This is a genomic window from Actinokineospora inagensis DSM 44258, assembly GCF_000482865.1.
Taxonomy (GTDB): domain Bacteria; phylum Actinomycetota; class Actinomycetes; order Mycobacteriales; family Pseudonocardiaceae; genus Actinokineospora; species Actinokineospora inagensis.
In genome coordinates, this window is sequence record NZ_AXWW01000045.1 from 7547 (window position 1) to 34042 (window position 26496).

Annotated in this window: 25 protein-coding genes and 3 tRNA genes; 18 read left to right on the forward strand and 10 right to left on the reverse strand. The window is 68.2% G+C overall.

Annotated features, from left to right (window positions below; all coding sequences use genetic code 11):
• The first annotated feature begins 346 nt into the window (after nucleotides 1–346).
• On the forward strand, nucleotides 347–1852 hold the full coding sequence (locus H504_RS35615; protein ID WP_051385976.1) for a recombinase family protein: 1506 nt from the start codon (nucleotides 347–349) through the stop codon (nucleotides 1850–1852).
• 320 nt (nucleotides 1853–2172) lie between these two features.
• Here H504_RS35615 and H504_RS35620 read toward each other — a convergent pair whose 3' ends face one another.
• The gene (locus H504_RS35620; protein ID WP_211239345.1) at nucleotides 2173–3579 is read right to left on the reverse strand and encodes an FtsK/SpoIIIE domain-containing protein; all 1407 of its coding nucleotides are present in this window, start codon (nucleotides 3577–3579) and stop codon (nucleotides 2173–2175) included.
• Between the two features lie 1817 nt (nucleotides 3580–5396).
• On the opposite strand from H504_RS35620, the gene H504_RS35625 reads away from it, so the two are divergent.
• Entirely contained in the window at nucleotides 5397–5864 is a 468-nt protein-coding gene (locus H504_RS35625; RefSeq protein ID WP_051385978.1) for an Imm1 family immunity protein, read from the forward strand.
• Between the two features lie 188 nt (nucleotides 5865–6052).
• Nucleotides 6053–7405 (forward strand): helix-turn-helix transcriptional regulator, encoded by a 1353-nt coding sequence (locus H504_RS35630; RefSeq protein ID WP_157440484.1) that lies wholly within the window; start codon nucleotides 6053–6055, stop codon nucleotides 7403–7405.
• A gap of 3 nt (nucleotides 7406–7408) precedes the next feature.
• Here the strand turns inward: H504_RS35630 and cutA are convergent, their stop codons facing one another.
• On the reverse strand, nucleotides 7409–7726 hold the full coding sequence (gene cutA / locus H504_RS0117270) for a divalent-cation tolerance protein CutA (RefSeq protein WP_051385980.1): 318 nt from the start codon (nucleotides 7724–7726) through the stop codon (nucleotides 7409–7411).
• Between the two features lie 246 nt (nucleotides 7727–7972).
• On the opposite strand from cutA, the gene H504_RS0117275 reads away from it, so the two are divergent.
• The 5 genes from H504_RS0117275 to H504_RS38790 all read left to right on the forward strand — a co-directional run bounded on the left by H504_RS0117275 (nucleotide 7973) and on the right by H504_RS38790 (nucleotide 9736).
• Nucleotides 7973–8197, forward strand: coding sequence for a hypothetical protein (locus tag H504_RS0117275; protein WP_026423789.1), 225 nt, complete (start codon nucleotides 7973–7975; stop codon nucleotides 8195–8197).
• Nucleotides 8170–8433, forward strand: coding sequence for a hypothetical protein (locus H504_RS0117280; RefSeq protein WP_026423790.1), 264 nt, complete (start codon nucleotides 8170–8172; stop codon nucleotides 8431–8433). Before H504_RS0117275 ends, H504_RS0117280 begins: the two co-directional genes overlap by 28 nt.
• On the forward strand, nucleotides 8418–8639 hold the full coding sequence (locus H504_RS0117285; protein ID WP_026423791.1) for a hypothetical protein: 222 nt from the start codon (nucleotides 8418–8420) through the stop codon (nucleotides 8637–8639). The genes H504_RS0117280 and H504_RS0117285 overlap by 16 nt, the downstream gene beginning before the upstream one ends.
• Nucleotides 8640–8810: 171 nt before the next feature.
• Nucleotides 8811–9218 (forward strand): hypothetical protein, encoded by a 408-nt coding sequence (locus tag H504_RS0117290; protein ID WP_026423792.1) that lies wholly within the window; start codon nucleotides 8811–8813, stop codon nucleotides 9216–9218.
• Entirely contained in the window at nucleotides 9215–9736 is a 522-nt protein-coding gene (locus H504_RS38790) for a helix-turn-helix domain-containing protein (protein WP_051385981.1), read from the forward strand. Before H504_RS0117290 ends, H504_RS38790 begins: the two co-directional genes overlap by 4 nt.
• 207 nt (nucleotides 9737–9943) lie before the next feature.
• Here H504_RS38790 and H504_RS0117300 read toward each other — a convergent pair.
• Together H504_RS0117300 and H504_RS0117305 are read right to left on the reverse strand one after the other, a co-directional pair.
• Nucleotides 9944–10028: transfer RNA gene (locus tag H504_RS0117300), tRNA-Ser, on the reverse strand.
• Nucleotides 10029–10056: 28 nt separating this feature from the next.
• Complete coding sequence (locus H504_RS0117305) at nucleotides 10057–10527, reverse strand: MarR family winged helix-turn-helix transcriptional regulator (protein ID WP_026423793.1); 471 nt, start codon at nucleotides 10525–10527, stop codon at nucleotides 10057–10059.
• Between the two features lie 109 nt (nucleotides 10528–10636).
• On the opposite strand from H504_RS0117305, the gene H504_RS0117310 reads away from it, so the two are divergent.
• The 3 genes from H504_RS0117310 (at nucleotide 10637) to H504_RS38795 (ending at nucleotide 15388) form a co-directional block, all read left to right on the forward strand.
• On the forward strand, nucleotides 10637–12322 hold the full coding sequence (locus H504_RS0117310) for a bifunctional metallophosphatase/5'-nucleotidase (protein WP_026423794.1): 1686 nt from the start codon (nucleotides 10637–10639) through the stop codon (nucleotides 12320–12322).
• Between the two features lie 622 nt (nucleotides 12323–12944).
• Nucleotides 12945–13844, forward strand: a complete 900-nt coding sequence (ypfJ, locus tag H504_RS0117315) for a KPN_02809 family neutral zinc metallopeptidase (protein ID WP_026423795.1) — start codon at nucleotides 12945–12947, stop codon at nucleotides 13842–13844.
• Nucleotides 13845–14023: 179 nt separating this feature from the next.
• Nucleotides 14024–15388, forward strand: coding sequence for an LPXTG cell wall anchor domain-containing protein (locus tag H504_RS38795; protein WP_084467833.1), 1365 nt, complete (start codon nucleotides 14024–14026; stop codon nucleotides 15386–15388).
• A gap of 58 nt (nucleotides 15389–15446) precedes the next feature.
• Here the strand turns inward: H504_RS38795 and H504_RS0117325 are convergent, their stop codons facing one another.
• A complete protein-coding gene (locus tag H504_RS0117325; protein WP_026423797.1) occupies nucleotides 15447–16691 on the reverse strand; it encodes an MFS transporter in 1245 nt (414 codons plus the stop codon).
• A 202-nt stretch (nucleotides 16692–16893) separates the two neighbouring features.
• On the opposite strand from H504_RS0117325, the gene H504_RS0117330 reads away from it, so the two are divergent.
• Nucleotides 16894–17580: a GntR family transcriptional regulator gene (locus H504_RS0117330; RefSeq protein ID WP_211239346.1), complete on the forward strand. Its 687-nt coding sequence runs from the start codon at nucleotides 16894–16896 to the stop codon at nucleotides 17578–17580.
• A 34-nt stretch (nucleotides 17581–17614) separates the two neighbouring features.
• Nucleotides 17615–18370, forward strand: a complete 756-nt coding sequence (locus tag H504_RS0117335) for a sulfite exporter TauE/SafE family protein (protein WP_026423799.1) — start codon at nucleotides 17615–17617, stop codon at nucleotides 18368–18370.
• Nucleotides 18371–18373: 3 nt separating this feature from the next.
• On the opposite strand, the gene hisC is transcribed toward H504_RS0117335, so the two are convergent.
• Nucleotides 18374–19441, reverse strand: a complete 1068-nt coding sequence (gene hisC / locus H504_RS0117340) for a histidinol-phosphate transaminase (RefSeq protein WP_026423800.1) — start codon at nucleotides 19439–19441, stop codon at nucleotides 18374–18376.
• Nucleotides 19442–19610: 169 nt separating this feature from the next.
• Between hisC and H504_RS0117345 the strand changes: the two genes are divergently transcribed.
• Entirely contained in the window at nucleotides 19611–20282 is a 672-nt protein-coding gene (locus H504_RS0117345; protein ID WP_026423801.1) for a dienelactone hydrolase family protein, read from the forward strand.
• Entirely contained in the window at nucleotides 20279–21046 is a 768-nt protein-coding gene (locus tag H504_RS0117350) for an ESX secretion-associated protein EspG (protein ID WP_051385982.1), read from the forward strand. The genes H504_RS0117345 and H504_RS0117350 overlap by 4 nt, the downstream gene beginning before the upstream one ends.
• 36 nt (nucleotides 21047–21082) lie before the next feature.
• On the opposite strand, the gene H504_RS0117355 is transcribed toward H504_RS0117350, so the two are convergent.
• Both H504_RS0117355 and H504_RS0117360 read right to left on the reverse strand, forming a co-directional pair.
• Nucleotides 21083–21736, reverse strand: coding sequence for a CoA transferase subunit B (locus H504_RS0117355; RefSeq protein ID WP_026423803.1), 654 nt, complete (start codon nucleotides 21734–21736; stop codon nucleotides 21083–21085).
• A 1-nt stretch (nucleotide 21737) separates the two neighbouring features.
• Nucleotides 21738–22502: a CoA transferase subunit A gene (locus H504_RS0117360; RefSeq protein WP_026423804.1), complete on the reverse strand. Its 765-nt coding sequence runs from the start codon at nucleotides 22500–22502 to the stop codon at nucleotides 21738–21740.
• Nucleotides 22503–22621: 119 nt separating this feature from the next.
• Here H504_RS0117360 and H504_RS0117365 point away from each other — a divergent pair, with 119 nt between their 5' ends.
• From H504_RS0117365 to H504_RS0117375, 3 genes are all read left to right on the forward strand, one after another.
• Complete coding sequence (locus H504_RS0117365) at nucleotides 22622–24334, forward strand: phosphatidylglycerol lysyltransferase domain-containing protein (RefSeq protein ID WP_026423805.1); 1713 nt, start codon at nucleotides 22622–22624, stop codon at nucleotides 24332–24334.
• A gap of 68 nt (nucleotides 24335–24402) precedes the next feature.
• Nucleotides 24403–24492 (forward strand) — tRNA-Ser (locus H504_RS0117370).
• 35 nt (nucleotides 24493–24527) lie between these two features.
• A tRNA-Arg gene (locus H504_RS0117375) sits at nucleotides 24528–24600 on the forward strand.
• A 513-nt stretch (nucleotides 24601–25113) separates the two neighbouring features.
• On the opposite strand, the gene H504_RS0117380 is transcribed toward H504_RS0117375, so the two are convergent.
• Nucleotides 25114–26010 (reverse strand): aminoglycoside phosphotransferase family protein, encoded by an 897-nt coding sequence (locus H504_RS0117380; RefSeq protein ID WP_026423806.1) that lies wholly within the window; start codon nucleotides 26008–26010, stop codon nucleotides 25114–25116.
• Between the two features lie 201 nt (nucleotides 26011–26211).
• Nucleotides 26212–26496: a hypothetical protein gene (locus H504_RS0117385; protein WP_026423807.1), complete on the reverse strand. Its 285-nt coding sequence runs from the start codon at nucleotides 26494–26496 to the stop codon at nucleotides 26212–26214.

Below are 26496 nucleotides of genomic sequence, written 5' to 3' on the forward strand. Positions count from 1 at the left end.
TACTCGATGTGAGGGCCGACAGCCCCGAGCGAGCAACGCTGGTTCCGGCGCCCGCCGCACCGTGGGCGACAAGCCCATTGCTCACATACCGATGTGAGGGCCGACAGGCCCAAACGAGCAAACGCTGGTTCCGGCCCCCACCGCACCATGGGCGACAAGCCCATTGCTCACATACCGATGTGAGGGCCGACAGGCCCAAACGAGCACGCTGGTTCGGGCGCCTGTCGCACCGTGGGTGACAAGCCTATTGGTTACATACTCTGTTGGCATGGTGACCAGCGAGAACAGTGTGCAGGGTCTTGGCGGGCGGTGTCCTGTCTATGACTCGTATGGGCGGCTGTCGCGTGTGCCTGAGACCGGTGAGTTGGAGAAGATCGAGACTCAATGGGCTGACAACCGGCTGGTGATTGAGCGGCGTGGGGCTGTGCTGGGTGAGGAACTGTCCGATGGTCTGTCCGCGTGGAACCTGCGAGTCCGTCGTCCGGACTGGGAGCGGCTGTTGGAGCGTGTCGAATCCGGGGAGTCGGATGGGATCGTGGTGTGGCATATCGACCGGTTGTTCCGGCAGCCACGTGACCTGGAACGGTTGATCGAACTCGCGGACAAGGGCTTCTTGGTGCTGTCTGCGCATGGTGCCCGGGATCTGTCGGACCCTGATGACCGGTTCATCCTGCGGATTGAGGTGGCTCATGCTGCGCGGTCGAGTGATGACACGTCGCGGCGGTTGAAGCGCAAGTTCGCGGCGATGCGCGCCGGCGGACGGGCTCAGACGGGAGGACCGCGCCGGTTCGGGTTCGATGGGGTGGCAGTCGGCCCTACTGGGAAGAGGACGCCGGTGCCTGCTGAGCAGGTGGAACGCGAGCGGCAGGCACTGCGGGACGCGGTGGAGTCGATCCTGGCGGGCGGGAGTATCGGGCAGGTGACGCGGGACTGGAACGCGGCGGGGTTGCGGACCGTGCCGGGCGGGTTGTTGTGGGAGCGCAACGCGGTCCGGGCGACGCTTGAACGCCCGGTGTTGGCGGGGTTGATCGAGTACAAGGGTGTCTTGGAAGCACGTGTGCAGGGCGACCCGATCATTGACCCGGCCCAGTTCGAGCGGCTGCAGGCCTTGTTCGCCTCGCGCAGCACTGGTGCCCCGGTCGGTGAGCGTTACCTGGGGACCGGCATCGTCCGGTGCGGGTTGTGCGGGGCCAAGCTCAGCGCCCGTCCTTCCGGCGGCAAGGCTTACCCGGACGGCACGACACGGCGGATGTACTTCTGTAACCGCCAGCGCAAGGGGTGCGGCAAGGTCTACGCCGACCAGCGCGGCGTAGACCGCGAGATCCACGCGTTCACCGTCGCGCGCCTGTCGGATCCGCGCGTCGCAGCGGCCATGACCGCCGCTCGCGCCCGGGTATCGGAGCGACTCGACCAGGTCGAAGCCGAGATCGCCTCGTGCACCGAGATCAGCGAAGCTCTCGCCGCTCGACTGGGCGCCCGCAAGATCACCCTGGACGCGTTCGACAAGGCCAACGAACCCCTAACCGCTGACCTCGCCCGTCTCACCGCCGAACGCGACTCCCTGATCGAAGCCGCAGGCGCTACCACCCCCACCGCTGCAACCGGCCTTGCCGACGCGGTGGCCGATCAATGGGCCAACGGCGAGATCGTGGACCGCCGTGCGATGTTCACCCGCGCCCTGGGCACCCTGCACATGGTCATCGACCCGGTCGGAACGGTGCGGCACGTGTTCGACCGAACCGCATCCGTTGGATCGACCCCAAAGCACAAACGAACCGGGGGTGACCCCAACCCAACAGGTCACCCCCGGCTCATCAGCCCCCGCACCGCCGGTCGATACGGTCGAAGATGACCGCGACCGCCGCGATCTCCTCCCCGGTCATCGGCGCCATGGCGGCGCACGCTCTGCTCCACCGAACCCACGCCTCCGGATCGACTCCGTCGGGACACTGCGCATGATCACCTTCCGCTGCTAGCCGCGTTCCTGATGCCTGATGGTTCCGTGCTGTCGTGTTGCCTCACCCCCTCTCACCTCACGTCAGGGCAGGGAGCCCGATCAGCCTCGAACCTCTCGTTCAAGGCCGCGAACAGCGCTCGCCCGCCGGAACGTTCCCTAGGTCCCTGGCGCCACAACTTCGCTGGTCATGGCAGGGATTCGCCCCCAGGGACCCGTCAGGGAGATGTCCCTTCACCGGCGGTGACGTCCTCCAACCGGATGACCTTGTACCCGTCTGACTTCCGCACCGTGATGCCGTGATCAGCCAGCGCGTCGTGCAGGTCGGTGAAGGTCCACCCCTCGTACCGCCGGTTGAGCGCGGCAAGCCGAGTCAGGACGACTTGGGTCCGCACCCGCCGTTCCCCGTGCATGGCTTCGGCGATGTCGGCTAGGTGGTCGAGCGGCTCCGGTTCCGGCACTCCGCCCAGTACGGCGCGACCGACACCGCCCATGAGGTGCAGGGCGCGCAGGATGATCGGTGTGACCTCGTCGATGCCGTCCTCAAGCGCGACGTAGAACGTGCGGACGAGTTCGAACGTGGCGTGAGAGAGACCGACGGCCACGCAGGTACCCCGATCGGTGTGCGTGCGTAGCTCCGTGGCCCGGATGCCTGCGGCATAGCGGCCGGAACCCAAGAGCCCGTCGTTGGCGATGTGGTCGGCGACGGAGTACGCGGCGGCGCAGGTGATGTTGCGGGTGATCTCCTTCGGGATGCTGTCGGTCGTGGGTGACTGGGTCGCGAACAGCGGGACGATGCCGTACTTGCGAGCTCGCTTGACCAGGCGTATCGCCAGTTCGGCCGCCCGCTTGCCGTGCCGGGGGTGCTGGAACAGTTCGTGGCACTCGTCGAACGCGCAGACCAGGGGGTGGAGTCCTAGGCTGCGATCGTCGGCGAGCCTGCGTGAGACCTTCGGCGGCCGTCCAGGTTGGTCGCCCAGTACCTTGCCCCGCCGTTCCATCTCGTCGACCAGGTCGGCCAGGGCCTGGATGGCGGCTTCGGCTGTGGCGTCGTCCATCCCCATCCGGTAGCGGGACAGCCGGGGCGCCAACGGGTCGAAGTCCGGCGACTCGCCCAGCGCGAAGGCCCACAGTTCGGCAGTCGGATCGAGAGCGGCGCCGAGCATGAGCGTTCGCAGCGCCGACGACTTGCCTTGCCCGGGTCGACCGCCGATCAGCCATGACGCACCGATCAGCGGCGCGTTGATGACGCTTCCTCGTTGGGACAGTCCGAACGGGACCCCGTCGAACAGGTCGACCCGGCCATCGTCGATCAACGGCCACCGCCCGGCGCCGCCGGTCAGGGCGCCCTTGTCCGCGACCCACAGATCCAACAGACCGTCTTCGTCTCCCTTGGTCGGCCACGTCTCCAAACCGGACCGTCCGAGGTTGGCCGCGAGCTTGCCGCGCTGCCCCGCGACCATGTCCGCAGTGACCCCGAGAGGGAGTCTGACCTGCGCGAATGTGCCGTCTCCGTCCTTCCTGGCCGGAACGGTGTAGATCAGCTCTCCGCCGCCCTTGAAGAACCGGTTCAACGGCGCGATACCCAAGTGCGCCAGAGCGCGGGAGATCATCCGTTCGTCCACCCACGACTCCCCGTCATCCCGATCGGGACGGATCAACCACCCCGCGCCGGGAGAGCGATCCCGCCCCTCAAACGCTGCGGCCACCAGCCACACCACTGGCACGCTCACCAAAACATAGGGCACAGCACCGATGAGCACCGCCCGAGCAACGCCCAGGTAGCCGTACACCGCGAGCAACCATGGCCACATGTCCGCCCGCTCCACCAGCGAATCCACCAGCCACAGGAGTGCTGCAAACACCGCAACCAGCCGCATCGTGGTGGCAAGTCGACGGAAGGCTGTTCCCATCCGCTCCCACCGCGCACGAGCATCAGCGCGGAGCAGTTCCTGCGCGGCCCGACGTGCCTCGGCGTCACCGGCCGACCGCGCAGTCCTGGCGTCTGCGCGCAGATCGGCATACGTCGCCCACGTCCACACCTTGACCAGCCATCGCCAGTGACCACGGATCACAAACCACACAAGCCGCGCCACGTCGACAGGCGCCTTCCGAACCCGATACTCAGCAACTGACCGCGCCTGCCGCGCTACGTCCGAACTCCACGCCTGCCGGATGTACGCCACGACGCGCGTCATCGACGGCGCCCTCGCCTGCGGGAGACATCCATCGACACGGTCAGCGCTCGCGTCAACGTGTACGACGCCAGGAGGGCAGGCACACCCAGCGCTGTGACGACCAGCCACCCGGCCACCAAAGGGCGCGTGATCACCAGCCACTGAGCACCCACGATCAGACCCGCCGTGAACAACATCCGACCCGTCAGTGACACCACCCGCGCGCTTGACCGGACCACTTCCGCCGCCTTGGCACGCCGTGCACCAGCACGCCACGCCCAAGCCAAGACGACCAACAACCCCGCCCCGGCAGCCACCTGAGAAGCAGTGAGATGCAGATTCACGCCAGCTCACCGCCCCAACGCCTCGCCCGCCAGACCGGATACAGCTCTCGCACATCGTCAGCCGCCAGACCGCCCCACACTCCCAAGGCGTCCTCACCGAGTTGCGTAGCACCAGCTCCAAGCACTCGTTCCGCACTGGACATCCGGCGCACATCTGAGCCGCCACATCCCGGTCCGTCAGACCAACACCTGCCCACGTCGGCTCAACCATGGGAGCCATGCACACCCCACCGATCACGGCCTCGTGCAGCAGGTCATCGGTGAATCGCCCAACACCGTCCAGGCCGGCAGCGAGCTTCTCGCGGGGATCGCTCATCCGGCACCACCCTGCCCAGCAGCGCCAGACGACCGAACCACCAGAAGGCGTGTAACCGCCGACGTAGGGACCATGACGCGGCCCCGACGTCGGACGAACGGCAGTTGCCCCAGCCGGACAGCCCGACACACCCACGATTCGTCCACCCCGAGCAACCAAGCCACATCACGGGTCGACAGCAGAGAACGTTTTAGATCAGATGAGTTCTTCTTCATTGAAATGATCCTTTGACTCGTTGCCCCGCCGTCTCGCGAGGCAGGCAAGTCGAGTAAGAACCAGCCAGCAGAAAAGAACCACTCTCGTCGAGAATAAAACATTCAGCAGGAGAATTTCCCCGGTCGACGACGCGGAGTCAATCGGCGATATTCCGAAAAAGAATGTGCACGCCGCAAATATTCCCACCGGGAATGTCGATCGACGCCACGTCGACCCTCGTCTGGAAAGCGACAGGAGCAACGGGTCGAGCGCTTCAAGATAGGTCTGACCAGGGCGTATTCCAGCAAGGTATGCGACATGCAGAGACCGACATAGACAAGGGGCCAGCTCCGGCTCCACGGTTGGACCGATTCCCGCTTACATGCTCTCGGCGCACTCACGGAACAGGCATGGACGATCAGAACGGACCACCGGACCGGCTCACCTTGACGGTTTCCCTCACTACGGGCATCGCGCGAGTCGCCTACGGCATCAGGGCATCTGTCCAGTTGATCGAAGAAGTCCTTCGCCTAGATCATGACGAATGGGAGAGCATTCTCCTGCTGGGAGACCGCCAGTTCTACCAGTCCAAGAACGGCCCGTTCCCAGACCAGCAACTACGCGTCACTGTGCGCCCGTCGCTGGGCTATGCCGCCCTGAACCACAGCGACACCAACTGTGATCCGCCGATCGCGAACTCGTACAACCCGCGTCTCCGCGCGCCCGACCTTGCGCTGATCTTCAACGGCTCGACACGCACCGTGTTTCCCCGGACCGCAGCGATACCGATAGTGGACGCTCGTCAGGCCCTAGGTGAATGGCTTCTCACGCGGAGTAGACCTACCTGTATCGAGTGGCAGCCGTTCGACAACTACTAGTCAGCCGATCGGGTTAACGATCCCTGGCCAGTTGATCGCAACAGCACGCCAAAACTCAGGCGGTGTACGCTCGGTTGCAGATGTCTTACCAGCTAGAGACGGACATTGGGACCGAGATGAGCACTCCCAGCCCGCGCGGAACGGCAGGCCGAACAACTGCCGGTCGTCGGTGCGCAGCATGTGGCGCGGTGCTCGCGCTCGACAACACCGCACAACTCTGCAACAGATGTTTTCGAGACCAACGTGACCAACTGGGCCAGCCGACCCGACCAGGTCGCGACTTCTTTGAAACGGACGACTTCCGGGCAGCTTTCCAGACACAACACATAGGAAAGGTGCTCAAGGCGTACCGACACCACCCCCGACACCTGCAAATATTTGGTAAAGCGCTAAACCAGGAACTACTGGGAAGGTGGCTCGGCCTAACGCAGGCGCAGGTCAGCAAGCTGGAGAACGGTAAACCGGAACAGAACCTTGAACTACTCCGCGCATACGCACAGGTGCTTCATCTGCCGCAGCACCTCTTGTGGTTCGACCTGCCAGGGCAGAGCCGTCAACGACAACCAAGTGTCACGGAGGACATCGACGTGGACAGGCGCGACTTTATGCGGGTCGCTTCTGGAGCTTTCTTGGGGATGACAGACCCGTTCCACCGCACGCTGTCGCCACGGGCAGGTTCGACGGATCTCGACTACCTAGCCAACCGCACAGCACGGCTGCGGCGCCTGGACAACCACCTCGGCGGTCGTGACACGTACAACCTGTACATGTCCGAACTATCGTCGACCATCGGCTATGTCAAGCACGCCCGGTCCAACCCACAGCTAGAGCGTGAACTCATCAAGCTCATCGCCGAACAGGCTCAGCTCACCGGTTGGGCGGCGTTCGATGCCGGGATGCACGCCGAGGCCAAGAGGCACTACGAGGACAGCCTTTCAGCTGCAAGAGAAGCCAATGATCCAGCTCTGACCGGTAACGCTCTCGCATTCTTGGCCTATCAGGAGGTCGGGACCACTGGGCCAAACGTTGCCCTCGCCGAAGCATCCTTCGCGGCCGCCGAGGTGGGCGCAACACCACGGGTTCGCGCGCTGCTGCTGGAACGCAAGGCATGGACCTACGCCGTTGCCGGGAACTACCAGGCAACCAGTCGGGCCTTGGAAGACGCCAGGGTTGCACTGCGCATGCAGGTCGATCGGCCCGAACCTGACTGGGTGTTCTGGGTCGACGAGGTCGAGATCGAGATCATGTCAGGCCGTTGCTGGACAGCATTGGGTCGCCCCAACGACGCTGTCACTGCTCTGGAATCTGCCCTGGCCAACTTCGACGAGACTCATGCGCGCGACAAGTCGCTGTACCTGACGTACCTCGCGAACGCGCTCATCGATGGTGCCGAAGTCGAACGGGCAGCGCATGTCACCGCGAAGTCGATGGACCTCGCGCGAGGAGTGGGATCAGTCCGGCCGTCGATCCTCATATCCGAGGTGATGCACAGGCTTCGCGAATACAAGGATCTCGACGCGGTTACGCCGCTATTCGGGTAGGTGCTACCCCACTGTCCGGTCTAGCCAGTCAAAGTAGGCGGTGTTGCCAGCCACCATTTGCACCGCCGAGATTTCGGGATTCTCCCAAGGATGCTCGGCGAGCAGATGATCCCTCAGTTCCGCGAACCTCGCTGAGGTTGTCTTCAAAACTACCTGCCACTCCTGGCCATCTCCCAGTTCGCCCAGGTGCCAGAACACCGAAACGACTGGGCCGACGACGTTGGCGCTGGCCGCGAGCCGTGCAGACACGGCCGACCGCGCAAGCCGCCTAGCGACTTCTTCACTGTCCGCGACAGTCGTGACCTGTAGGTAGTCAGCCATGACCAGGATCGTAGCTGCGGGTCAGGTCCCACGCCGCAAAGATTCCGCCGAGGAATGGCGCATGCCCGAGTCGATATGGATTCACCGCAGTGATGGGTTCAGGGTAGATGTGACTCCCCAGTATGCATAACTACGAGCCTGAGTGAGCGATACATGCGATACCAGGAACCTGTGCCCACGGCCACTACTGCGCCGTCGCCCTCGGACGGTTCGGGTTCGACGGCCGGGTCGCCCGGGTGGCGGCCTGTGATCGTCGATCGGCCAGGGCCGGCACGGTCGAGTACACCCCGTCCTCAGGGTGTCCCGTACCTGTCGAAGGACCTCGACGAACTCGGCCAACACGTCCAGGCCCTCAAAGCTGCGCTGGAGAACGACACCCTCGGCCGGGGCCGGGAGATCGAGAACTTCGAGGACGCGACCATCGGCATCATCGCCTGCTGCCGATGGCTGGCCCGGCGCACCGCCCGATGACCCGGGCCTTCGACGCTGTCCTGCTGGCCAACCTCTCGGCCGTGAACAAACTCGTCGCCGCCTACGTCCTGGCCTGTCTCGACGCGGACGCCGGCCGCAGACCCCCGCCCACGGTCCTGGAGGAACTCCAACTGGCCGAGGACCTGGCCCAGGCCGCTCAACAACTCACCCACCACGCCCGACAAGCGACCGACCCACCCCACAAGCAAAGGTCCATCCCATGTTCCAGTCCCTGAAGATCGTCACCACCGTCATCATCAGCGACGACTGCGCGATGACGGCCAGCACCCACTCCACCACCGGCCAGATCGATTTCTTCATCGGCCCTCCCACCACCGACGGCCTGGAAATCGGTTTCGACCCCACCAGCCTCACCCGCTTCATCCACCTCGCCCAGGAATCCCTGGCCAAACTCAACACGCCCACCTACACCAACGCCTGAGTCGACCTGCCGCCCGCGCCTGGCGACCGCACATCACCCGGGACACCCTGGCCACCCGTCCCGCAGTCAACCCCACAGCCAGAACGGCAGGCCACCCGCCCTCTCCCCGTCCCCATCGCCCACACCGGTCGTCCCACTCAGGACGGCCGGACCACATCAGGGAGCGCACCCTTGAGCCACACCACCGTCACCCACGACCTGACCGCCTTGGCCGCCCTACTCGGCCACCACTTGGTCACCTACGCCCTGCCCAACCCGTGCCAGGTCGACATTTCCGTCCGCGACAACAAGAAGTCCGACCACGAGATCACCGTCACCATCGAGGCCGAATCCCTCGCCGCGACCGCCGCCCAACTCCTGCACTGGAACAACACCCTCCACAACCCCCGCCCCGCCCTCACCGGCGACACCGAACACGAATCCCCCCAGGTCAACATCGCAGGCCACATCGCCGACGCAACCACGCTGTTCGTCACCGCGCCCCTCTCACCCGACCACGTCGAGGAATATCGCGGCCGGTCCATCACCGACACGGCGGTCATCACCTGGTTGCACAACGCCGCCCACGGACGCAGGTGACCACCGAAGACTGGGGCGCCGTCGCCCGCGCCATCAACCACCGAATGGCAATCCTCAAAATCACCCAGGAAGAACTCGTCTACCGATCAGGCGTCTCCAAAACAGTCATCCGGGAACTACGACACGCCTTCCGCCGCCGCCGGGGCACCCGCACCCTCGAAGCCATCTCCACCGCCCTCGGCTTCCACCCCGCCCACCTCAACGCCATCGCCCACAACCGCCAACCAACCGTCCCTCACGACCTCGCCACCCTCGCCACCCTCGACCCCCTCACCGACAATCTCCGACTCCTCCAACACCAACTCGAACTCGCGGCCCACCACATCGGCAACCTGACCGACTTCCTCGACAACCTCGTCGGCCACGTCGACAGCCACCCACCCCACCAACAAACACAACCGAGTCAGGCTGACCACATCACCCACATCCCCGACGAGACCACCCACCTTGACGGGCATCCCGAATCCACCGGACGCGACCGCTACACCACGTGCCGCCCGCGCACTGTCGAGGCATAGCCCATACGGGGATGGCTGTTAGCACACCTTGACGCGCAACCACGCTTGCAGCGAGTGGGAACCAGGCCCACATCCACCTGCCAACTCGGCAAGGTCACAGGTATGTAACCAATGGGCCTATGGCCTGGGGGTCTGGGGGGTCGCCCCCCAGTGCGATGGCGGGCGCCCAGGTCCACGCTTTCCGTGGACAGGGCAGCCCAAAGCCCGCGGAGGTGGAGGGATTTGAACCCCCGGACGGTTGCCCGTCTTCCGCTTTCAAGGCGGATGCATTCGGCCGCTCTGCCACACCTCCAGTGGCCCCCCAGCCTAGTCGCTGGGCCTCAGCCGAGGTCCAGGTGTTCGATGACGCGTTCAAAGAGGGCGGCCATGACGCGTTGTTCGTCGGGGGTCATCAGGTCGACGAGGTGGTCTCGGACGCCTTGGACGTGGACGGGGGCGGCGGTGCGGAGGGTTTCCACGCCCTTCTGGGTGAGTTCGGCGACGACGCCGCGGGCGTCTTCGGCGCAGCCGACGCGGCGGACCAGGCCTGCTTTTTCCAGGCGGGAGATCTGGTGGGAGAGTCTGCTCTTGGACGAGGCGAGTTGGCCCGCCAGTTGGCTCATCCGCATTTGGCCGCCTTCGCGTTCGGACAAACGGACCAGCACCTCGTAGTCGGGCAGGGCCAGGCCGTGGTTGTCCTGCAGTTCGCGGTTGAGCTGCTGGCGCAGGAGTTCGCTGCCGATGACGTAGGCGCGCCAGGCGCGCATCTCGTCGGGTTCCAGCCAGCGGGGCTCGGCTCGCACTGATGTCACGCATCCAGGTTACGGCGTTCACCTCGGGGCCCTGGTCCTAGCCATCTCCGGCGGGCAGACTCCAGCACCTCGTGCCGGGTCCGGTGCCCGGCGCCTGGACGGAGGACTGATGATCGTCTCCAAGCGGATCGCGGCGGTCGCCGCAGCCGTTGGCCTCGCGGTGACCGGGCTGGCCGGTACGGCGGCCGCGGCGCCTGCCGCCAGCACCGACCTGCGGTTGATCGCGTTCAACGACTTCCACGGCAACCTGCAGCCGCCCGCCGGTTCGTCCGGTCGGGTGGTGTTGTCCAACGGGACCACCGTCGACGCGGGTGGCGCCGCGTACCTGGCCACGCACATCGCGCAGTTGCGGGGGCAGGTCAAGAACTCGCTGGTGCTGTCCGGGGGTGACAACATCGGCGCGTCGCCGTTGACGTCGGCCCTCTTCCACGACGAGCCGACCATCGACTTCCTGAACCAGGTCGGCGTGTCGGCGTCGGTCATCGGCAACCACGAGCTGGACGAGGGCTACCAGGAGCTGCTGCGCATGCAGTTCGGCGGCTGCCACCCGACGGACGGCTGCCAGTTCGAGAAGCCGTTCCGTGGGGCGAAGTTCCCGTTCGTGGCCTCGAACATCACCTTCGACAACGGGCTGCCCGCCGCGCTGCCGGTGACCATCAAGTTCGTCGACAACGTGCCGGTCGCGATCATCGGTGTCACCCTGCACGACCTGCCGTCCGTGGTGACCCCGGAGGCGATCAAGGGCCTGAAGTTCGGCGACGAGGTGCAGGCGCTGAACAAGACCTCGCGGCTGCTCGACCTGGCCGGTATCCGCACCCAGGTGGTGCTGATGCACCAGGGTGACAGCACCGAGGGCGGCGGCCCGGACGACTGCAGGACGCTGCCCGGCCCGGCCCGCGACATCGCCACCAGGGCGTCGGCGTCGATCGACGTGTTCCTCACCGGGCACAGCCACCAGCAGTACAACTGCGTGGTCACCGACCCGGCGGGCAACCCGCGGCCGCTGATCCAGGGCGCCTCGTTCGGCCGGTTGCTGTCCGTGGTCGACCTCAAGATCAACAAGCGCACCGGTGACGTGGACCGCTCGGCCACCGTCGCGCACAACGAGGTCGTCACCCGCACCGTCACCCCGGACCCGACCGTGCAGGCGCTGGTCGACAAGGCCGTGACCCTGTCCGGCCCGATCGCCAACCGCCAGGTCGGCACCATCACCGCGGACCTGACCCGCACCGCGTCGCCCGCCGGGGAGACCCCGCTGGGTGACGTCATCGCCGACGCGCAACTGGCGGGCACCCAGGGCAACCAGGCCGTCATCGCGATGACCAACCCGGGTGGCATCCGCACCGACCTCGTCTACGCGACCTCCCCGGCGGGCGAGGGCAACGGCGTGGTGACCTACGGCGAGGCGTTCGCGGTCCAGCCGTTCAGCAACATCATGCAGACGATCACGCTGACCGGCGCGCAGTTGAAGAACACGCTGGAGCAGCAGTGGCAGGCGTCGGGCACCAAGTTCCTGCAGATCTCGTCCTCGCTGCACTACTCGTGGTCCCAGTCGGCGACCCAGGGCAACCGGGTCTCGAACATCACCGTCAACGGCACGCCGGTCGACCCGGCGGGCGCGTACCGGGTGTCGGTGAACAACTTCCTCGCCGCCGGTGGTGACGGGTTCGCCGAGCTGAAGAACGGCACCAACCTGGCCGGTGGACCGGTCGACCTGGACGCCTTCACCGCGTACCTGACCGCGCACCCCAACCTGGCGCCCCCGGCGTCGGACCGGGTCACGGTCCTGCCGTAACCGTTCAGCGGCAACGCGATCGGGGGCGGTCGTCCACTGTGGGCGACCGCCCCCGCTTTCGTCCTCATCGGACGGCGTTACCGAAGTTCACCGGTTCGAGACCCCGCCCCGGGGTTGTCCATCTGGGACGGCGGGCGCACCATGGAGGGGACGGCCGGCTCGGATCGACCGCACGAAACGCCGATCCAACTCGGGTCACCGCGCCCGCCGGGAAAGGGTAGGTGGTGCCGTGGCGAAGCAGACAAGCCCCGTAATGGTCTGCCGCCTGCCGCTACCCCGCGACTGAGCCGACAGCCTCGACTCGGCCGCGGACGAGGGCGGCAAGCTCGACGGATTCTCTTCGAGTGCCCGGCACGGGTGTGCCGGTCTCAACGCACCTCGACGATGTTGACCCCCGCATCGAGCGCGTCTCCTGATCCGCTCGGCTGGGCTCCACGCCAACCGCCGAAGTGGCAGGTCATTACGACGTGACGGACCCTGGGTGCGGCCCCTACGGCAGGGGCCGCACCCAGGCGTTTGCCGGGTGGTCGTGCTCCGTGACCAGGTCGTCCCCACGCGAGCCGCCGCGCGCACTATCGTTTGCCCGGACAGGGTCGGCGGCGCGGATGCGGAGAGTGTGGTCGTGGACTTCAACGACGACGTGGCGCTGGACACGTCCCAGGTGCAGGATTCCCGCGGGGTCGGCGGGCGGGTGGCGCTGGGCGGTGGTGGGCTCGGCATCGTCGGGCTGATCGTGTACTTCGTGCTGAACTCGCTGGGCGGGGTGCCCGCGTCGGTGCCGTTGAGCACCGACGGCGTGCAGCGCAACCAGGCGGTGGCCAACAGCGACCTGGCCAAGGAGTGCCGCACCGGCAAGGACGCGAACGGGAAGCCGGACTGCGCCAGGGTCGCGCTGATCAACTCGATCCAGGGCTACTGGACCGACCAGTTCGCCCGCTCCGGCCGCACCTACCAGCAGGCGCCGACGCTGTTCTTCAGCGGCTCGGTCAACACCGGCTGCGGCGGCGCGACGGCGGACGTCGGCCCGTTCTACTGCCCCGCCGACGAGAAGGTGTACATCGACCTGTCGTTCTTCCGCGAGTTGCAGTCCAAGTTCGGCGCGCAGGGCGGCACCTTCGTCGAGGCGTACGTGCTGGCCCACGAGTACGGCCACCACGTGCAGAACCTGCTCGGCACCTCCGGCAAGGTCCGCCGGGGCTCCGGTCCGACCTCCGACAGCGTCCGCCTCGAACTGCAGGCCGACTGCTACGCCGGGGTGTGGGCCAACCACGCGACCTCGACACCGACCTCCGGTGGCAAGCCGTTGATCCGCTCGATCTCGCAGGACGACGTCAACCGGGCGCTGGACGCCGCGTCCCGCATCGGCGACGACTACATCCAGCAGAACCTCGGCGGTGGCCGGGTCGACCAGAGCCAGTTCACCCACGGCAGTTCCGCGCAGCGCGAGAAGTGGTTCCTCGCGGGCATCAACAGCGGAAACCCCACCGAGTGCGACACGTTCGGCGCTCGTAACCTCGGCTGAAGCTAGCGGCCACCCGGACTGTCTCGACTCAATCACGAAACCGGCAGCATCGCGAAATCCCCTTGTCCGGCAAACCGGGCACGGCACTAGAGTTCGGCCCAAGTTGAAATTCCCTCACGCGCGGGAACTTCGGGGGCCCGTCGCGTCGAGCCGTTGATTCTGGGGAGAGTCGAACAACAGTGCGCCGCACCTCTGTGCGCCGAGCGGTCACCCGCGTCGGCGTAGTCGTTGCCGCGTTCGCCCTGAGCGGGACGCTGGTCGTTCCGTCCGCCACCGCGGACGAGACCACCGCCCCCGCCGGCGCCACCGCACAGCCCGAACAAGTCCCCACCCCGCAGTCGGAACAGCCGAGCACCGAGCCCGCGCCGCCGACCGCACCGCCCACTTCGGACGAACCGGCCCCGGTCGACGGCACCCCGGCGCCCACTCCGTCCACTCCGGACACCCAGCCCGCCCCGACCGGGCCGACCACCGAGCCGGACAGCACGAAGCCGAGCTCCACCAGTCCCGACCCGGGCACCCCGGCCGCCGAGCAGCCCGCGGACGCCAAGCCGGACGCGAGCAAGCCGGACAGCACCACACCGGACGCGGACAAGCCAGAAGCCGAGCAGCCCGCCGAGAAGCCCGCGCCGGTCGCCGACAAGGCCGACAAGGCAGCCGCGACGGTGGTCACCGCCGCGTACTCCGGTCAGGTCTACGCCGACGCCAACGGCAACAACCAGTACGACCAGGGCGAGGGCGTCAGCGGCCTGGAGGTCTGGGCCGTCAACCTGAGCGACCCGAGCGACGACCCGCACGGGAGCAGCACCGACGCCCAGGGCGGGTTCTCCTTCACTGAGCTCACGGTCGGCTCGTACGCAGTCGGCTTCTACAACGCGGACCACACCGGTGTCGCCTTCGACGACTTCGAGCTGACCGAGTCGGGCCGCACCGGCGTGTTGATCCGCGCGACCGGCGACCTGCAGTCGATCCTCACCGCGAGCGTCGCCTTCGACAAGCCGACCTACCACGCCGGTGACCCGGTGATCTTCACCTTCACCTTCGGCAACGTGGGCACCGCGGACCAGACCGGCGTCCGGACCCTGTGCTCCGTGCAGGACGACTTCGACGGTGACTGGACCCCGATCGGCTACTTCGACGAGGGCATCACCGTCGTGGCGGGCAAGACCGAGACGGTCCACGTCAAGCAGACCATCCCGGACACCGCGGGCAAGGGCGCGATCGAGGTCCAGTGCGCGGTCTACTCCGACCAGCACAGCTCGTGGCTGGACTACGTCGAGGCGCGCGCCTCCGCCCAGGTCCTCGTCGCCGAAACCAACCCGGTTATCAACCCCGTCACCAATCCCGGCAACGTGGTCCCCGCGGTGAACCCGGTTGTCCCGCAGCCCGTCCCGGTCGCGCAGGCGAGCATCACCCCGAGCACCAACACCTCCCTGGCCGAGACCGGCGCGAACGTCACCGGTCTCGCCTGGGCGGGTCTGATCGCGCTGATCGCGGGTGCCGGTGCCGTCATCGGCACCTCCCGCAGGCGCCGCGTTTCGTAAAGCGGTAGTCGAGAAGGGCGGCACCGGGTTCCGGGTGCCGCCCTTCTGCCCAATCCTGTTAGGACAGTTCGCGGCCGCGGGTCTCGGGCAGCCAGAACAATGCGGTGAACGCCAGCGCGTAGGCGACGGCGCCGAAGGCCATCGCGCCGCCGATCCCGTAGTGCACGGCGAAGAAGCCGACGAAGGCCGGGAAGAACGCGCCGACCGCGCGGCCGATGTTGTAGGTGAAGCCGGGGCCGGTGCCGCGGGCCTCGCCCGGGTACAGCTCCGACAGGTACGCGCCGAACCCGCTGAAGATCGCCGACGCGCAGAACCCGAGCGGCAGCCCCAGGTACATCACGTAGCTCCCGGCCGAGCCGGGCAGTTCGGTGTACAGCAGCAACAGGGCCGCGCTGAGCACCGCGAACAACCGGAACGTGTTCTTGCGGCCGAACCGGTCGGCGAGGTGGCCGCCGACCAGGTACCCGAGGAACGCGCCGACCACCAGGAACCCCAGGTAGCCGCCCGCGTTCAGGGCGGGCAGGCCGCGGTCCTTGTGCAGGTACGACGGCAGCCAGGTCGCCAGCGTGTAGTAGCCGCCCTGCACGCCGGTGGCCAACGCGGACGCGAACACGGTGTGCCGCAACAGGTCCCGGCGGAAGATCGCGTGCAGCGAGCCGCGGGCCCGCTCGGCGGAGAACGCGGGCGCGTCCTCGATGCCCTTGCGCAGGTAGACCAGCAGCAGCGCGGGCAGCGCGCCGGTGAGGAACAGGATCCGCCACCCGGTGGTCGGTTCGGTCAGGCTGAACACGGCGGTCGACACCAGGGCCGCCGCGCCCCAGCCGACCGCCCAGGCGCTCTGGACGACCGACACCGCCCGGCCGCGGCCCGCCGCGCCGACGTACTCGGCGACCAGCACCGCCCCGGTCGCCCACTCGCCGCCGAAGCCGAGGCCCTGCAGGGCCCGCAGCACCAGCAGCGTTCCGTAGTCGGGCGCCAGGCCGCACAGGGCGGTGCACAGCGCGTAGGCGACGACGGTGATCATCAGCGTCCGGACCCGGCCGAGCCGGTCGGCGAGCACCCCGGCGATGACCCCGCCCGCCGCCGAGAACAGCAGGGTCATCGTCGACAGCAGCCCGGTCTGCCCGGTGTTCAGGCCGAAGGTCGCCGCGATCGCGGGCAGGCCGAGCGGCAGGACCCAGAAGTCGTACGAGTCGAGCCCGTAGCCGAGGAAGGCCCCGACGACGGCCTTGCGCCCGGGTCGGGGCAGGTCGCGCCACCACCGACCGGTCCGGATGGTCTTCTGCTCCGCTGTGTGCACCATCACTCACCCCACTTGGCTGTTCACTTGTAGTGTTGTTGAGTGTGGGGATTGTTCAACGATATGACAATGAACCGATCGGGGGATTAAACTCGTCACCTGTTGACTTGTAGTCTTGTTCAACGACAACCGGGTGCTCGACTGGCTGTTCGACTGAGTGCTCGGCTGGGTGTTCAACCATGGGTCGCAGGACAACGGAGGTTCGGTGAGCGTCGAAGACCTCGCCGCGCGGGTGCGCGAGATGAACGCGGGCAGGCGCCGGGGAACGGCGGCCGAGACCGCAGCGGCCAACCTGCGCGACCTGATCATGGCCGGTGACTTCCAACCCGGCCAGCGGATCGCCGAGGAGCCGCTGCTGGAACCGATGGAGGTCTCCCGCAACACCCTGCGCGAGGCGTTCCGGCTGCTGGCGCACGAGAAGCTGCTGGAGCACCGGATCAACCACGGCGTGTTCGTGCGCACCCTGACCGCCGACGACGTGCGTGACCTGTTCCGGGTCCGTTTCGTCATCGAGGTGGCCGCCCTGCGCGGTTCGACCGAGCCGGACTGGGCCGCGATGGCCGACGCCGTCGCCGACGGCAGGGCGCGTGCGGCCAACGGCGACTGGCGCGGGGTCGGCACGGCGAACCTGCGGTTCCACAAGGCGATCGTGCGCGCCGTCGGCAGCGGCAGGCTCGACGAGCTGATGGACCAACTGTCCGCCGAGCTGCGCCTGGGTTTCCTGGCCATGGGCCACCCGCGCGCGTTCCACGAGAAGTACGTCGACCGCAACCACGCGATCGTCAAGGCCATCAGCGGCGGCGACGTCAAGGGCGCGGTTGCCTTGCTCACCACCTACCTCGCGGACGCGCAGCGGGAGATGCTCGCCGCTTTCGAGCGGCGCGCCGGGTGAGGTCCACTAGGGTGCCGATCATGGGATGTCGCCGATGAGCTTCTGGCAGGGCGCCCTGGTCTTCCTCGCCGGGCTGGTCGCGGGCGGCATCAACGTGGTCGTCGGCTCCGGGACGCTGATCACCTTCCCGGTCCTGCTCGCCGTCGGCTACCCGCCGGTCGTCGCCAACGTGTCCAACGGGATCGGCCTGGTGTCCGGATCGGTCTCCGGCGCCATCGGCTACCGCGAGCACCTGGTCGGGCAGCGCCCCCGCCTGCTCCGGATGGGCGCCGCGTCCCTGCTCGGCGGGGTCTGCGGCGCGGTCCTGCTGCTGGTCCTGCCGCCCGGCGCGTTCGAGACGATCGTGCCGGTGCTGATCGCGATCGCCCTGGTGCTCGTGATCGCGCAGCCCTGGCTGGCCAGGAAACTGGCCGAGCGGCAGGGCGAACGCCACCCGAACGGCGGGGTGGCCCTGCTCGCCGCGGCCTTCGTGGTCGGCATCTACGGCGGCTACTTCGGCGCGGCGCAGGGGATTCTGCTGCTCGGCTGCATGGGCATCCTGCTCGACGAGTCGCTGCACCGGATCAACGCCGTCAAGAACGTGCTGGCGGCGCTGGTGAACTTGTCGTCCGGCATCGTGTTCGTGTTCGTCGCGCACGTCGCCTGGTGGGCCGTGCTGCTGATCGCCGTGTCGTCCACCATCGGCGGCGTGATCGGCGCGAAGGTGGGCAAGAAGCTCCCGCCCACCGTCCTGCGCGGGGCGATCGTGCTGGTCGGCACGATCGCCATCCTGCAGCTCCTGCTGAAGTAGTTCCTAGCGCGGGAAGGACTTGGCGGCGGCCAGGAACAGGTCGTTCTCCTCCGGCGTGCCGATGGTGACCCGCGCGCCGTCACCGGCGAACGCCCGGACGACCACCTTGTGCGCCAGGCAGTGCTCGTTGAACTCCGCCGTCCGCTCACCCAGCGGCAGCCACACGAAGTTCGCCTCGCTCACCGGCACCTCGTAGCCCGCCTCGACCAGCTCCGCCCGTACCCGCCCGCGCTCGGCCACGATGTCACCGCAGCGCGCCAGCAGCTCGGCCTCCGCGTCCAGCGACGCGATCGCGGCCGCCTGGGCCACCGCGTTCACCCCGAACGGCACGAACACCTTGCGCACCACGTCGATCACCGGCTCGGGCGCCACCAGGTAACCGACCCGCAGCCCGGCCAAGCCGTACGCCTTCGAGAAAGTCCGCAGCACCGCCACGTTGTCCCGGCCGCGCGCCCACTGCTCCTTGGCGAACTCCACGCCGTCCGGCACGTCGGCGTCGGTGACGAACTCGCGGTAGGCCTCGTCGATCACCACGAGCACCTCGGACGGCACCGCGTCGACGAACCGCTCCAGTTCGGCCCGGTGCAACGCGGTCCCGGTCGGGTTGTTCGGCGTGCACACGTAGACCAGCCGGGTCGCCGGGGTCAGCGCCGCGATCATCGCGTCGACGTCCACCGCGTGCTCGGCGGTCACCGGCACCCGGACCTGCTTCGCGCCGACCACCACGGTGAGCAGCGGGTACGCCTCGAACGACCGCCACGGGAACATGACCTCGTCGGCGTCGGTGCAGGTCGCCTGGATCAGTTGCTGGCACAGGGTCACCGAGCCGCAGCCCACGCTCACCTGGTTTTCGTGAACACCCAGCTTCGCGGCCAACCTGGCCACCAGGGCCCCCGCGCCACTGTCGGGGTAGCGGTTGACCTGACCGGCCGCCTCCGCGATCGCGGTCACCACACTGGGCAGCGGGCCGATGGAGACCTCGTTGCTGGCCAGCTTCACCGCGCCCGGCACGGTCCCGCCGGGGACGTAGCTGGGCAACGCGTCCAGGTCGGCACGGGTTCGCACGGTCATCGGGGGACTCCTTGATCGAGTGTGTGGTGCGCTGACCGCATCGTATCGACCGGACATGAGTGTCCGTTCTCCGTGCGCTGCGCCAGGCGCCAAAATGGCCGTTTTCCTGCGGACGGGTGAGCCTGTGATCACGTTGACTGCTATTAACCCCGGCATGGTTGGGTATGTCATGGCCCAGACACGCACTGAGGACTACCGGCTCGATGACGGCCGTGCGCTGCGCCTCACCTACGCCGAACCGGATGGCGTGACCCGGGGTGGGCTCGTAGTCCTGCACGAGGCCAGGGGCATCACCGAGACGGTCACCGCCATGGCCGCCCGGCTCGCGGGCGAGGGCTGGCTCACCGTCGTCCCGCACCTGTACCCGGGCGAGGCGGGCTCGGCCGAGATCGGCCACGACGAGGCCAGGGACAAGGTCAGCGGCCTCTCCGGCGACTCGGTGCTGGCCGCCACCGACATCGCCTTCGCGTGGCTGGCCGCGCACGGCCTCACCTCCGACCGGATCGGCGTGATCGGGTTCGAACTCGGCGGCACCGTCGCCATGGTCGTCGGCGCCCGCCGCGACATCGCCGCCGCCGTCACCGTCTCCGGCGGCGGCATCCTCGAACCGCTCTCCGACGGCCTGCCCGCCCTGGTCGAGGTCGCGGGCGACCTGCGCGTCCCCTGGCTGGGCCTCTACCGCGACGACATCGACGCCGACCAGGGCGCCGAGGTGGAGAAGCTGCGCGAGGCGGCAGGCACGGCCAAGATCGCCACCGACGTGGTCCGCTACCGCGCCGAACCCGACGCCCCCGAGGCGTGGGCGCGCGCCCTCAACTGGCTCGACGCCCACCTGCGGTGAGGATCGCATCGCTCACGCTGGTCGAGTTCGACCTGCTCTGGGAGTCGCTCGGCCGCACCGACCGCCCGTACCCGCTGGAAGTGCCGTCCTTCGGCGAGACCGTGGACGACCGGGACCGGCTGCGCAAAGAGGTCATCGACGGGCTCATCGCCCGCGGCCTGCACGACGGCAACGACCTCGACCGCGACCTGGAGGACTCGCTGGGCCTGCTCTGGCAGCACGAGTACAGCGTGGACGGCCTGCTCTCGGTCGGCCGCCACGTGCGGCTCATCGGCGCCGGACGCGGCACCCGCACCGTGCTGGCCATGCAGATGGGCGAGCGAGTCCGGATCGGGCAACCGCGCCACGGCGGCATCGTCGCCGAGATCCTGGCCCTGCTGCCCGACGCCGAACCCGGCCCCGGCACCTCGGTCACCCTGCCCAAGTCCGTGTTCCACAACGCGATCGACGCCTACGTCGACTCCGGGTTCGCGGGCCTGGAGACCGCCCTGAACCAGGGCGGGGTCACCGGTCGGGACATGCGGACCATCGCCACCCTGGTGGAGAACTCCCGGCACGGCGGCGGGCAGGTCGCGGCCAACAGCGTCGACCGGCTCGGCCGCCGCACCCGCACCGACGTGGTCAACTGGTTCGACACGACCGCGGGCCGCTACCTCGCCCTGCCCGGCAAGCGCGAGGGCGTCGACTGGATCACCCTCGCCCCCGCCGACCCGCCCCGGCTGGCCAAGCGCCTGCACGACCTGGTCGCCTCGGTCCGGCCGTGAGGTGGGGGCGGTGCGCCGACCGCCCCCACCGCCCGCTCAGACCGCGGTCTGGGTGACCTCGGTGGTGATCAGCTCCGGCTCGGTCTTCGCCCTGACCTCGTCGACGGTCACCCCCGGCGCCACCTCGCGCAGCACCAGGCCGTCCCCGGTGATGTCGATCACCGCGAGATCGGTGATGATCCGCTGCGCCACCCGCAGCCCGGTGAACGGCAGCGAACACTCCTCGACGATCTTGTACGAGCCGTCCTTGGCCACGTGCTCCATCAGCACGATGACCTTCTTCGCCCCGTGCACCAGGTCCATGGCGCCACCCATGCCCTTGACCATCTTCCCCGGGATCATCCAGTTCGCGATGTCGCCGACCTTCGACACCTGCATCGCGCCCAGGATCGCCGCGTCCACCTTGCCGCCCCGGATCATCCCGAACGACAACGCCGAGTCGAAGAACGACGCGCCCCGGCGCACCGTCACCGTCTCCTTGCCCGCGTTGATCAGGTCGGGGTCCTCCTCACCCGCCCACGGGTACGCGCCGACCCCCAGGATGCCGTTCTCCGACTGCAAGACGATCTCAACGTCGTCCGGCACGTAGTTCGGCACCAGCGTCGGCAGCCCGATGCCCAGGTTGACGTAAGAACCGTCGGACAACTCCGCCGCCGCACGGGCGGCCATCTGCTCGCGGGTCAACCCCATCTCACGCCTCCTTCGTACGGACGGTCCGGCGCTCGATGCGCTTCTCCCTGGCCTGCTCCGGCGTCAACACCACCACGCGCTGCACGAAGATCCCCGGCAGGTGGATCTCACCCGGCGCCAGCTCACCCGGCTCGACCAGTTCCTCCACCTCGGCCACGCTGACCCGTCCGGCCATCGCGCACAACGGGTTGAAGTTCTGCGCGGAGTCCCGGAACACGAGGTTGCCGTGCCGGTCCCCCTTCCACGCCCGCACCAGACCGAAGTCGGTGACGATCGCCTGCTCCAGCACGTAGTCCTGCCCGTCGAACTCCCGGACCTCCTTCGCCGGGGACGACACCGCCACGTTGCCCGCGTCGTCGTACCGCCACGGCACGCCACCCTCCGCGACCTGCGTCCCCACCCCCGTCCGGGTGTAGAACGCCGGGATGCCCGCGCCGCCCGCGCGCAGCCGCTCCGCGAGCGTGCCCTGCGGCGTCAGCTCGACCTCCAGCTCACCGGACAGGTACTGCCGGGCGAACTCCTTGTTCTCGCCGACGTAAGAGCTGGTCATCCTCGCTATCCGCTTCTCGCGCAACAGCAGGCCCAGCCCCCAGTCGTCAACGCCGCAGTTGTTCGATGTCACGCGCAGCCCGGAGACCCCCTTGTCGAGCAACGCCTGGATGAGCGCGCTCGGTATGCCGCAGAGACCGAACCCGCCCACCGCGAGACTGGCGTTGTCCGGCACGTCGGCCACCGCCGCCGCGGCACTGGGGACGACTTTGTCCATTGCCCCTCCTTCTGGGTGTGGCACCGGCGACTCTAGCGGGGGAGACCCCGGTCCAGATGTGGTCGAAAGCGCCATAAATCGCCGCGCGCCAGTGGCCATGGACACTGTTGGGCGTGGGTGTGCGGGAAGACGGCCGCCGCTGGCGGCCCAGTGATGACCTGACGCTGCGCTTGCTGACCATCGCGGCGCGGCTGGTCGGCCTGATCGCGGTCGTGTCCGTGGTGCTGCCGATCGGCCGCCGCAAGCTGCGCGACACCGTCGGCGGCTGGCTCGACCTGCCGGTCGAGGCCAGCGTCGCGGCCGGGGTGGTGGTGGTCGCCAGCGGCGTCATGCTGATGATGCTGGCCACCGCGCTGCGCAGGCGCAAACGACGGGCCTGGCAGGTCGCGCTGCTGGTCACCGGCCTGATCGCGGTCGCCCACCTCGGCTGGGGCCGCGGCATCGGCTCGGGGGTCACCGCGGCGGTGCTGTTCGTCGCCCTGTTCGTCACCCGGCGGCACTTCACCGCCCAGGCCGACCCGGTGCACGGCAAGTGGCGCGCCGTCGCGGTCACCCTGCAACTGCTGGTGACCGGGTTCATCGTCAACTTCGTGCTGCTGTCCGCGGCCCCGATCCGGTTCACCGGCCGCACCGACATCCTCGACCGGGCCGGGCACTCGCTGCTCGCCCTCGCCGGGGTCAGCGGCCCGGTCCACCCGGCCGAGTGGCTCGACGACCTCAGCGCCGCCATCGGCCTCGCCTTCGGCATCGGCGCCCTCCTCATCGGCGGCTACTTCCTGCTGCGCTCCGCCGAACCCAAACCCGGCCTGGACGCCGACGCCGAGGCCCGGCTGCGCGAGCTGCTCGCCAGCCGCGGCGCCGAGGACTCGCTGGGCTACTTCGCGCTGCGCCGGGACAAGTCGGTGGTGTTCTCCCCGTCCGGCAAGGCCGCCATCCCGTTCCGGGTCCTCGCCGGGGTCGCGCTGGCCTCCGGGGACCCGCTGGGCGACATCGAGGCGTGGCCGGGCGCGATCGAGGTGTTCCTGGCGGGCTGCAGGCACAACGGCTGGGTGCCCGCCGTCATCGGCTGCTCCGAACGCGGCGCCACGGTGTGGGTGCGGCACGGCTTCGACGCCATCGAACTCGGCGACGAGGCCGTCGTCGACGTCCCCACCTTCAGCCTGGACGGCCGCTCCATGCGTGGCGTCCGCCAGGCCGTGGCGAAGCTGCGCCGCGCGGGCTACTCGGTCCGCGTCCGCCGCTCCGCCGACATCGACGACACCGAACGCGCCGCCCTCGTCGACCTGGCGGAGCGCTGGCGCGGCACCGAGACCGAACGCGGCTTCTCGATGGCCCTGTCCCGCCTCGCGGGCCCCGACGACCCCGACTGCGTGATCGTCACCGCCGAACGCGAGGCCGAGGTCAGCGGCATCCTCCAGTTCGTCCCCTGGGGCACCGACGGCCTGTCCCTCGACCTGATGCGCCGCGACCGCGCCATCGGCGACAACGGCCTCAACGAGCTCATGATCGCCGACCTGCTGTCCTCCTGCCGCTCCCTCGGCGTCGACCGCGTGTCACTGAACTTCGCCGTCTTCCGCTCCGCCCTGGAACGGGGTGGTCGCATCGGCGCGGGCCCGGTAGCCCGCCTCTGGGCCCGCGCCCTCCGCCTGGCCAGCCGCTGGTGGCAGATCGAGACCCTCTACCGCTTCAACGCCAAGTTCGGCCCCTACTGGACCCCCCGCTTCCTGGTCTTCCCCGCCGTCCGCGACCTCCCCCGAGTAGCACTCGCCGCCATCGAGGCCGAAGGCTTCGGAGGCCGCCCACCAGCGCTTTTAAGAGCCCTCCGGCGCTGACCGGGGGGCGTTTTGCCCGCGGTCGCGGCACCTGTGTACTCTTACCTCCCGAGCGGCCAGAGGCCCCGGGAGGCTTCGCCTAGTCTGGTCTATGGCGCCGCACTGCTAATGCGGTTGGGGTTCAAAGCCCCTCCCGGGTTCAAATCCCGGAGCCTCCGCTGTACACCCGGCCCGCCGGGTGACAACTAAACAAGCGCCCGTAGCTCAACGGATAGAGCATCTGACTACGGATCAGAAGGTTAGGGGTTCGAATCCCTTCGGGCGCGCAAGAGCCCCAGGTCACACGACCTGGGGCTCTTTACATGCCCACGGTTGCCAGCCGGCCCTGGCGCCAGGACCGGAGCAGGCGCAGGAGTGCGTCCACCCGGCTCGCGAGACCTGACGACGTGGCGGTAGCCGTCCGTCGTGCGGCGCCGTCGTTCATCCCGATGGTTCCCCACATGAGCTAGGGGCGTAGGTAGCTGGCTGTGCGAGGCGGACCGGACGGGAGGCAGGCTCATGACAACGCCAACCACCGAGAATCAAGCGCGAGACGCGCGGGTACTCCTGCTGCTCGGCCAACTCTGACCCTGCTACCAGCAGGCGTTCCGGTGCGCACCCGGAAATGCTGTGCTGGGCCTGCGTTGAAACGCTGCGCCACTCCGGCGTCCGCATCGAGGGACTCTGCGAGCCGATGCACCTTCGCATCCGCCAATTCCGGCGCCAGGACGGAGAAGTTGTGGGCAATCACTGCCGCGCGGCTCTCAACAAGATCGACAGTGGGTTCACCGAAGCGTGCGTCAGACACCCTGCACAACACGATCAAGTGCCGCCCGACCCGCAGGTCCCCAGTGGGGCTTGCCACCGGGAAGACCCCGATCTCCGTTCTGCCCCATGAGCATCAGGAAGAGGCTCTTCACAGCGGCCAGCCCGCGGGCGCGTCGGATCGCCGCCTCATCCGCATGGGCGTACACCTCGAAGAATCGTGAGGCCGTGCCCGCGGGTAGCAGCACCCATGCGGCAGCGAGATCCCACGCTGGATCGCCTGCGCACATGTCACCGAAGTCGACGATGCCCGAGAGCGTTCCGTCCGAGACGACGACGTTCGCGGGATGGAGGTCGCCGTGCACCCACACCGGCCGGCCCTCCCACGCCTGGGCCGCGACGGCGTCGTCCCAGACGGCCCGGACCTCGGCGGCGATGTCGTCAGGAGCGACAGCTTGGAAGAACTTCTCGAAGCCGCCCGTGTAGTTCCTGGGATGGGCACCGCGGTCAGTGGCGATCGGTGCCTCGGCGGGCGCCGCTACGTGGAGCGCCTGGAGGAAACCCGCCAGCGTGTTGGCCGCGTGGGCGGCGCGGCTGATTGAGCCGTGGTCCAGCGGCTCGCCGGGGACCCACGTCATCACCGTCCAGTGCTTGGGGAAGCGCTCGGACGGTTCGCCGAACCGCACCGGGACCGGCACCGGGAGCGGCAGGCGCGGGGCCAGCACAGGTAACCATCGCCGCTCCTTGAGTTGGAGCTCCGGGGTGGGATCCATGCGCTGCATGCGCACGGCCAACTCGTCCCCGAGACGCCACATCTGGTTGCCCCAGCCGCCCGCCACCTCACGAATCGCCAGCCCGGCGAGGTCTGGATGTTGCTCCTGCAGCAGGTCTCGGACCAGGTCTCCGGTGATCTCGATCTCGGTGCCCGTCATGCGCCCTCACATTACCGAGGCGACAGGCGGCAGCGGCTCGACTGCGGCATCCGCGCACAAGCCGAAGGTTGGGTCGGCGAAATCGAAGACATCGACATGACCCTGGCCTTCTGCGCGCAGCCGTGTGATCAGAAAGTCAGGGGTTCGAATCCCTTCGGGCGCAAGGAGGAGGATATCCGGGGTCGGGCACTCTCCTCGCTTTCACCGGGGGTGGCGGGGGTTGGGGCCGGTTAGCCAGGTTGTGCGTTCGGAGAAATCCTCGGTTGGGGTGGGGGGTTGTTCGGGGGGTTGGGCGAACTGGGTGCGGAGTTGGGTGGATCCGTGGGTGAGAAGCTCGCGGTAGGTGGGGTCGGTCTGGGCGGTGGCGGGGGTCAGGTGGCCGGTCGCGAGTTTTCGGGCCAGGTTGGTGAGTTCGGGGTTTGTGGTGTGGTCGAGCAAGTGGCGGAGCAGCGCTGATCGCGCCTTGGTCAGGGGTTGTGCGCGCAT

Excerpts from the sequence above, each read along its gene's own strand:
- H504_RS35625 (WP_051385978.1), top strand. The coding sequence starts at position 5,397 with ATGGACGATCAGAACGGACCACCGGACCGGCTCACCTTGACGGTTTCC.
- cutA (WP_051385980.1), bottom strand. The coding sequence starts at position 7,726 with ATGGCTGACTACCTACAGGTCACGACTGTCGCGGACAGTGAAGAAGTC.
- H504_RS0117280 (WP_026423790.1), top strand. The coding sequence starts at position 8,170 with ATGGCTGGCCCGGCGCACCGCCCGATGACCCGGGCCTTCGACGCTGTC.
- H504_RS0117285 (WP_026423791.1), top strand. The coding sequence starts at position 8,418 with ATGTTCCAGTCCCTGAAGATCGTCACCACCGTCATCATCAGCGACGAC.
- H504_RS0117310 (WP_026423794.1), top strand. The coding sequence starts at position 10,637 with ATGATCGTCTCCAAGCGGATCGCGGCGGTCGCCGCAGCCGTTGGCCTC.
- H504_RS0117325 (WP_026423797.1), bottom strand. The coding sequence starts at position 16,691 with ATGGTGCACACAGCGGAGCAGAAGACCATCCGGACCGGTCGGTGGTGG.
- H504_RS0117335 (WP_026423799.1), top strand. The coding sequence starts at position 17,615 with ATGAGCTTCTGGCAGGGCGCCCTGGTCTTCCTCGCCGGGCTGGTCGCG.
- hisC (WP_026423800.1), bottom strand. The coding sequence starts at position 19,441 with ATGACCGTGCGAACCCGTGCCGACCTGGACGCGTTGCCCAGCTACGTC.
- H504_RS0117345 (WP_026423801.1), top strand. The coding sequence starts at position 19,611 with ATGGCCCAGACACGCACTGAGGACTACCGGCTCGATGACGGCCGTGCG.
- H504_RS0117355 (WP_026423803.1), bottom strand. The coding sequence starts at position 21,736 with ATGGGGTTGACCCGCGAGCAGATGGCCGCCCGTGCGGCGGCGGAGTTG.
- H504_RS0117360 (WP_026423804.1), bottom strand. The coding sequence starts at position 22,502 with ATGGACAAAGTCGTCCCCAGTGCCGCGGCGGCGGTGGCCGACGTGCCG.
- H504_RS0117380 (WP_026423806.1), bottom strand. The coding sequence starts at position 26,010 with ATGACGGGCACCGAGATCGAGATCACCGGAGACCTGGTCCGAGACCTG.
- H504_RS0117385 (WP_026423807.1), bottom strand. The coding sequence starts at position 26,496 with ATGCGCGCACAACCCCTGACCAAGGCGCGATCAGCGCTGCTCCGCCAC.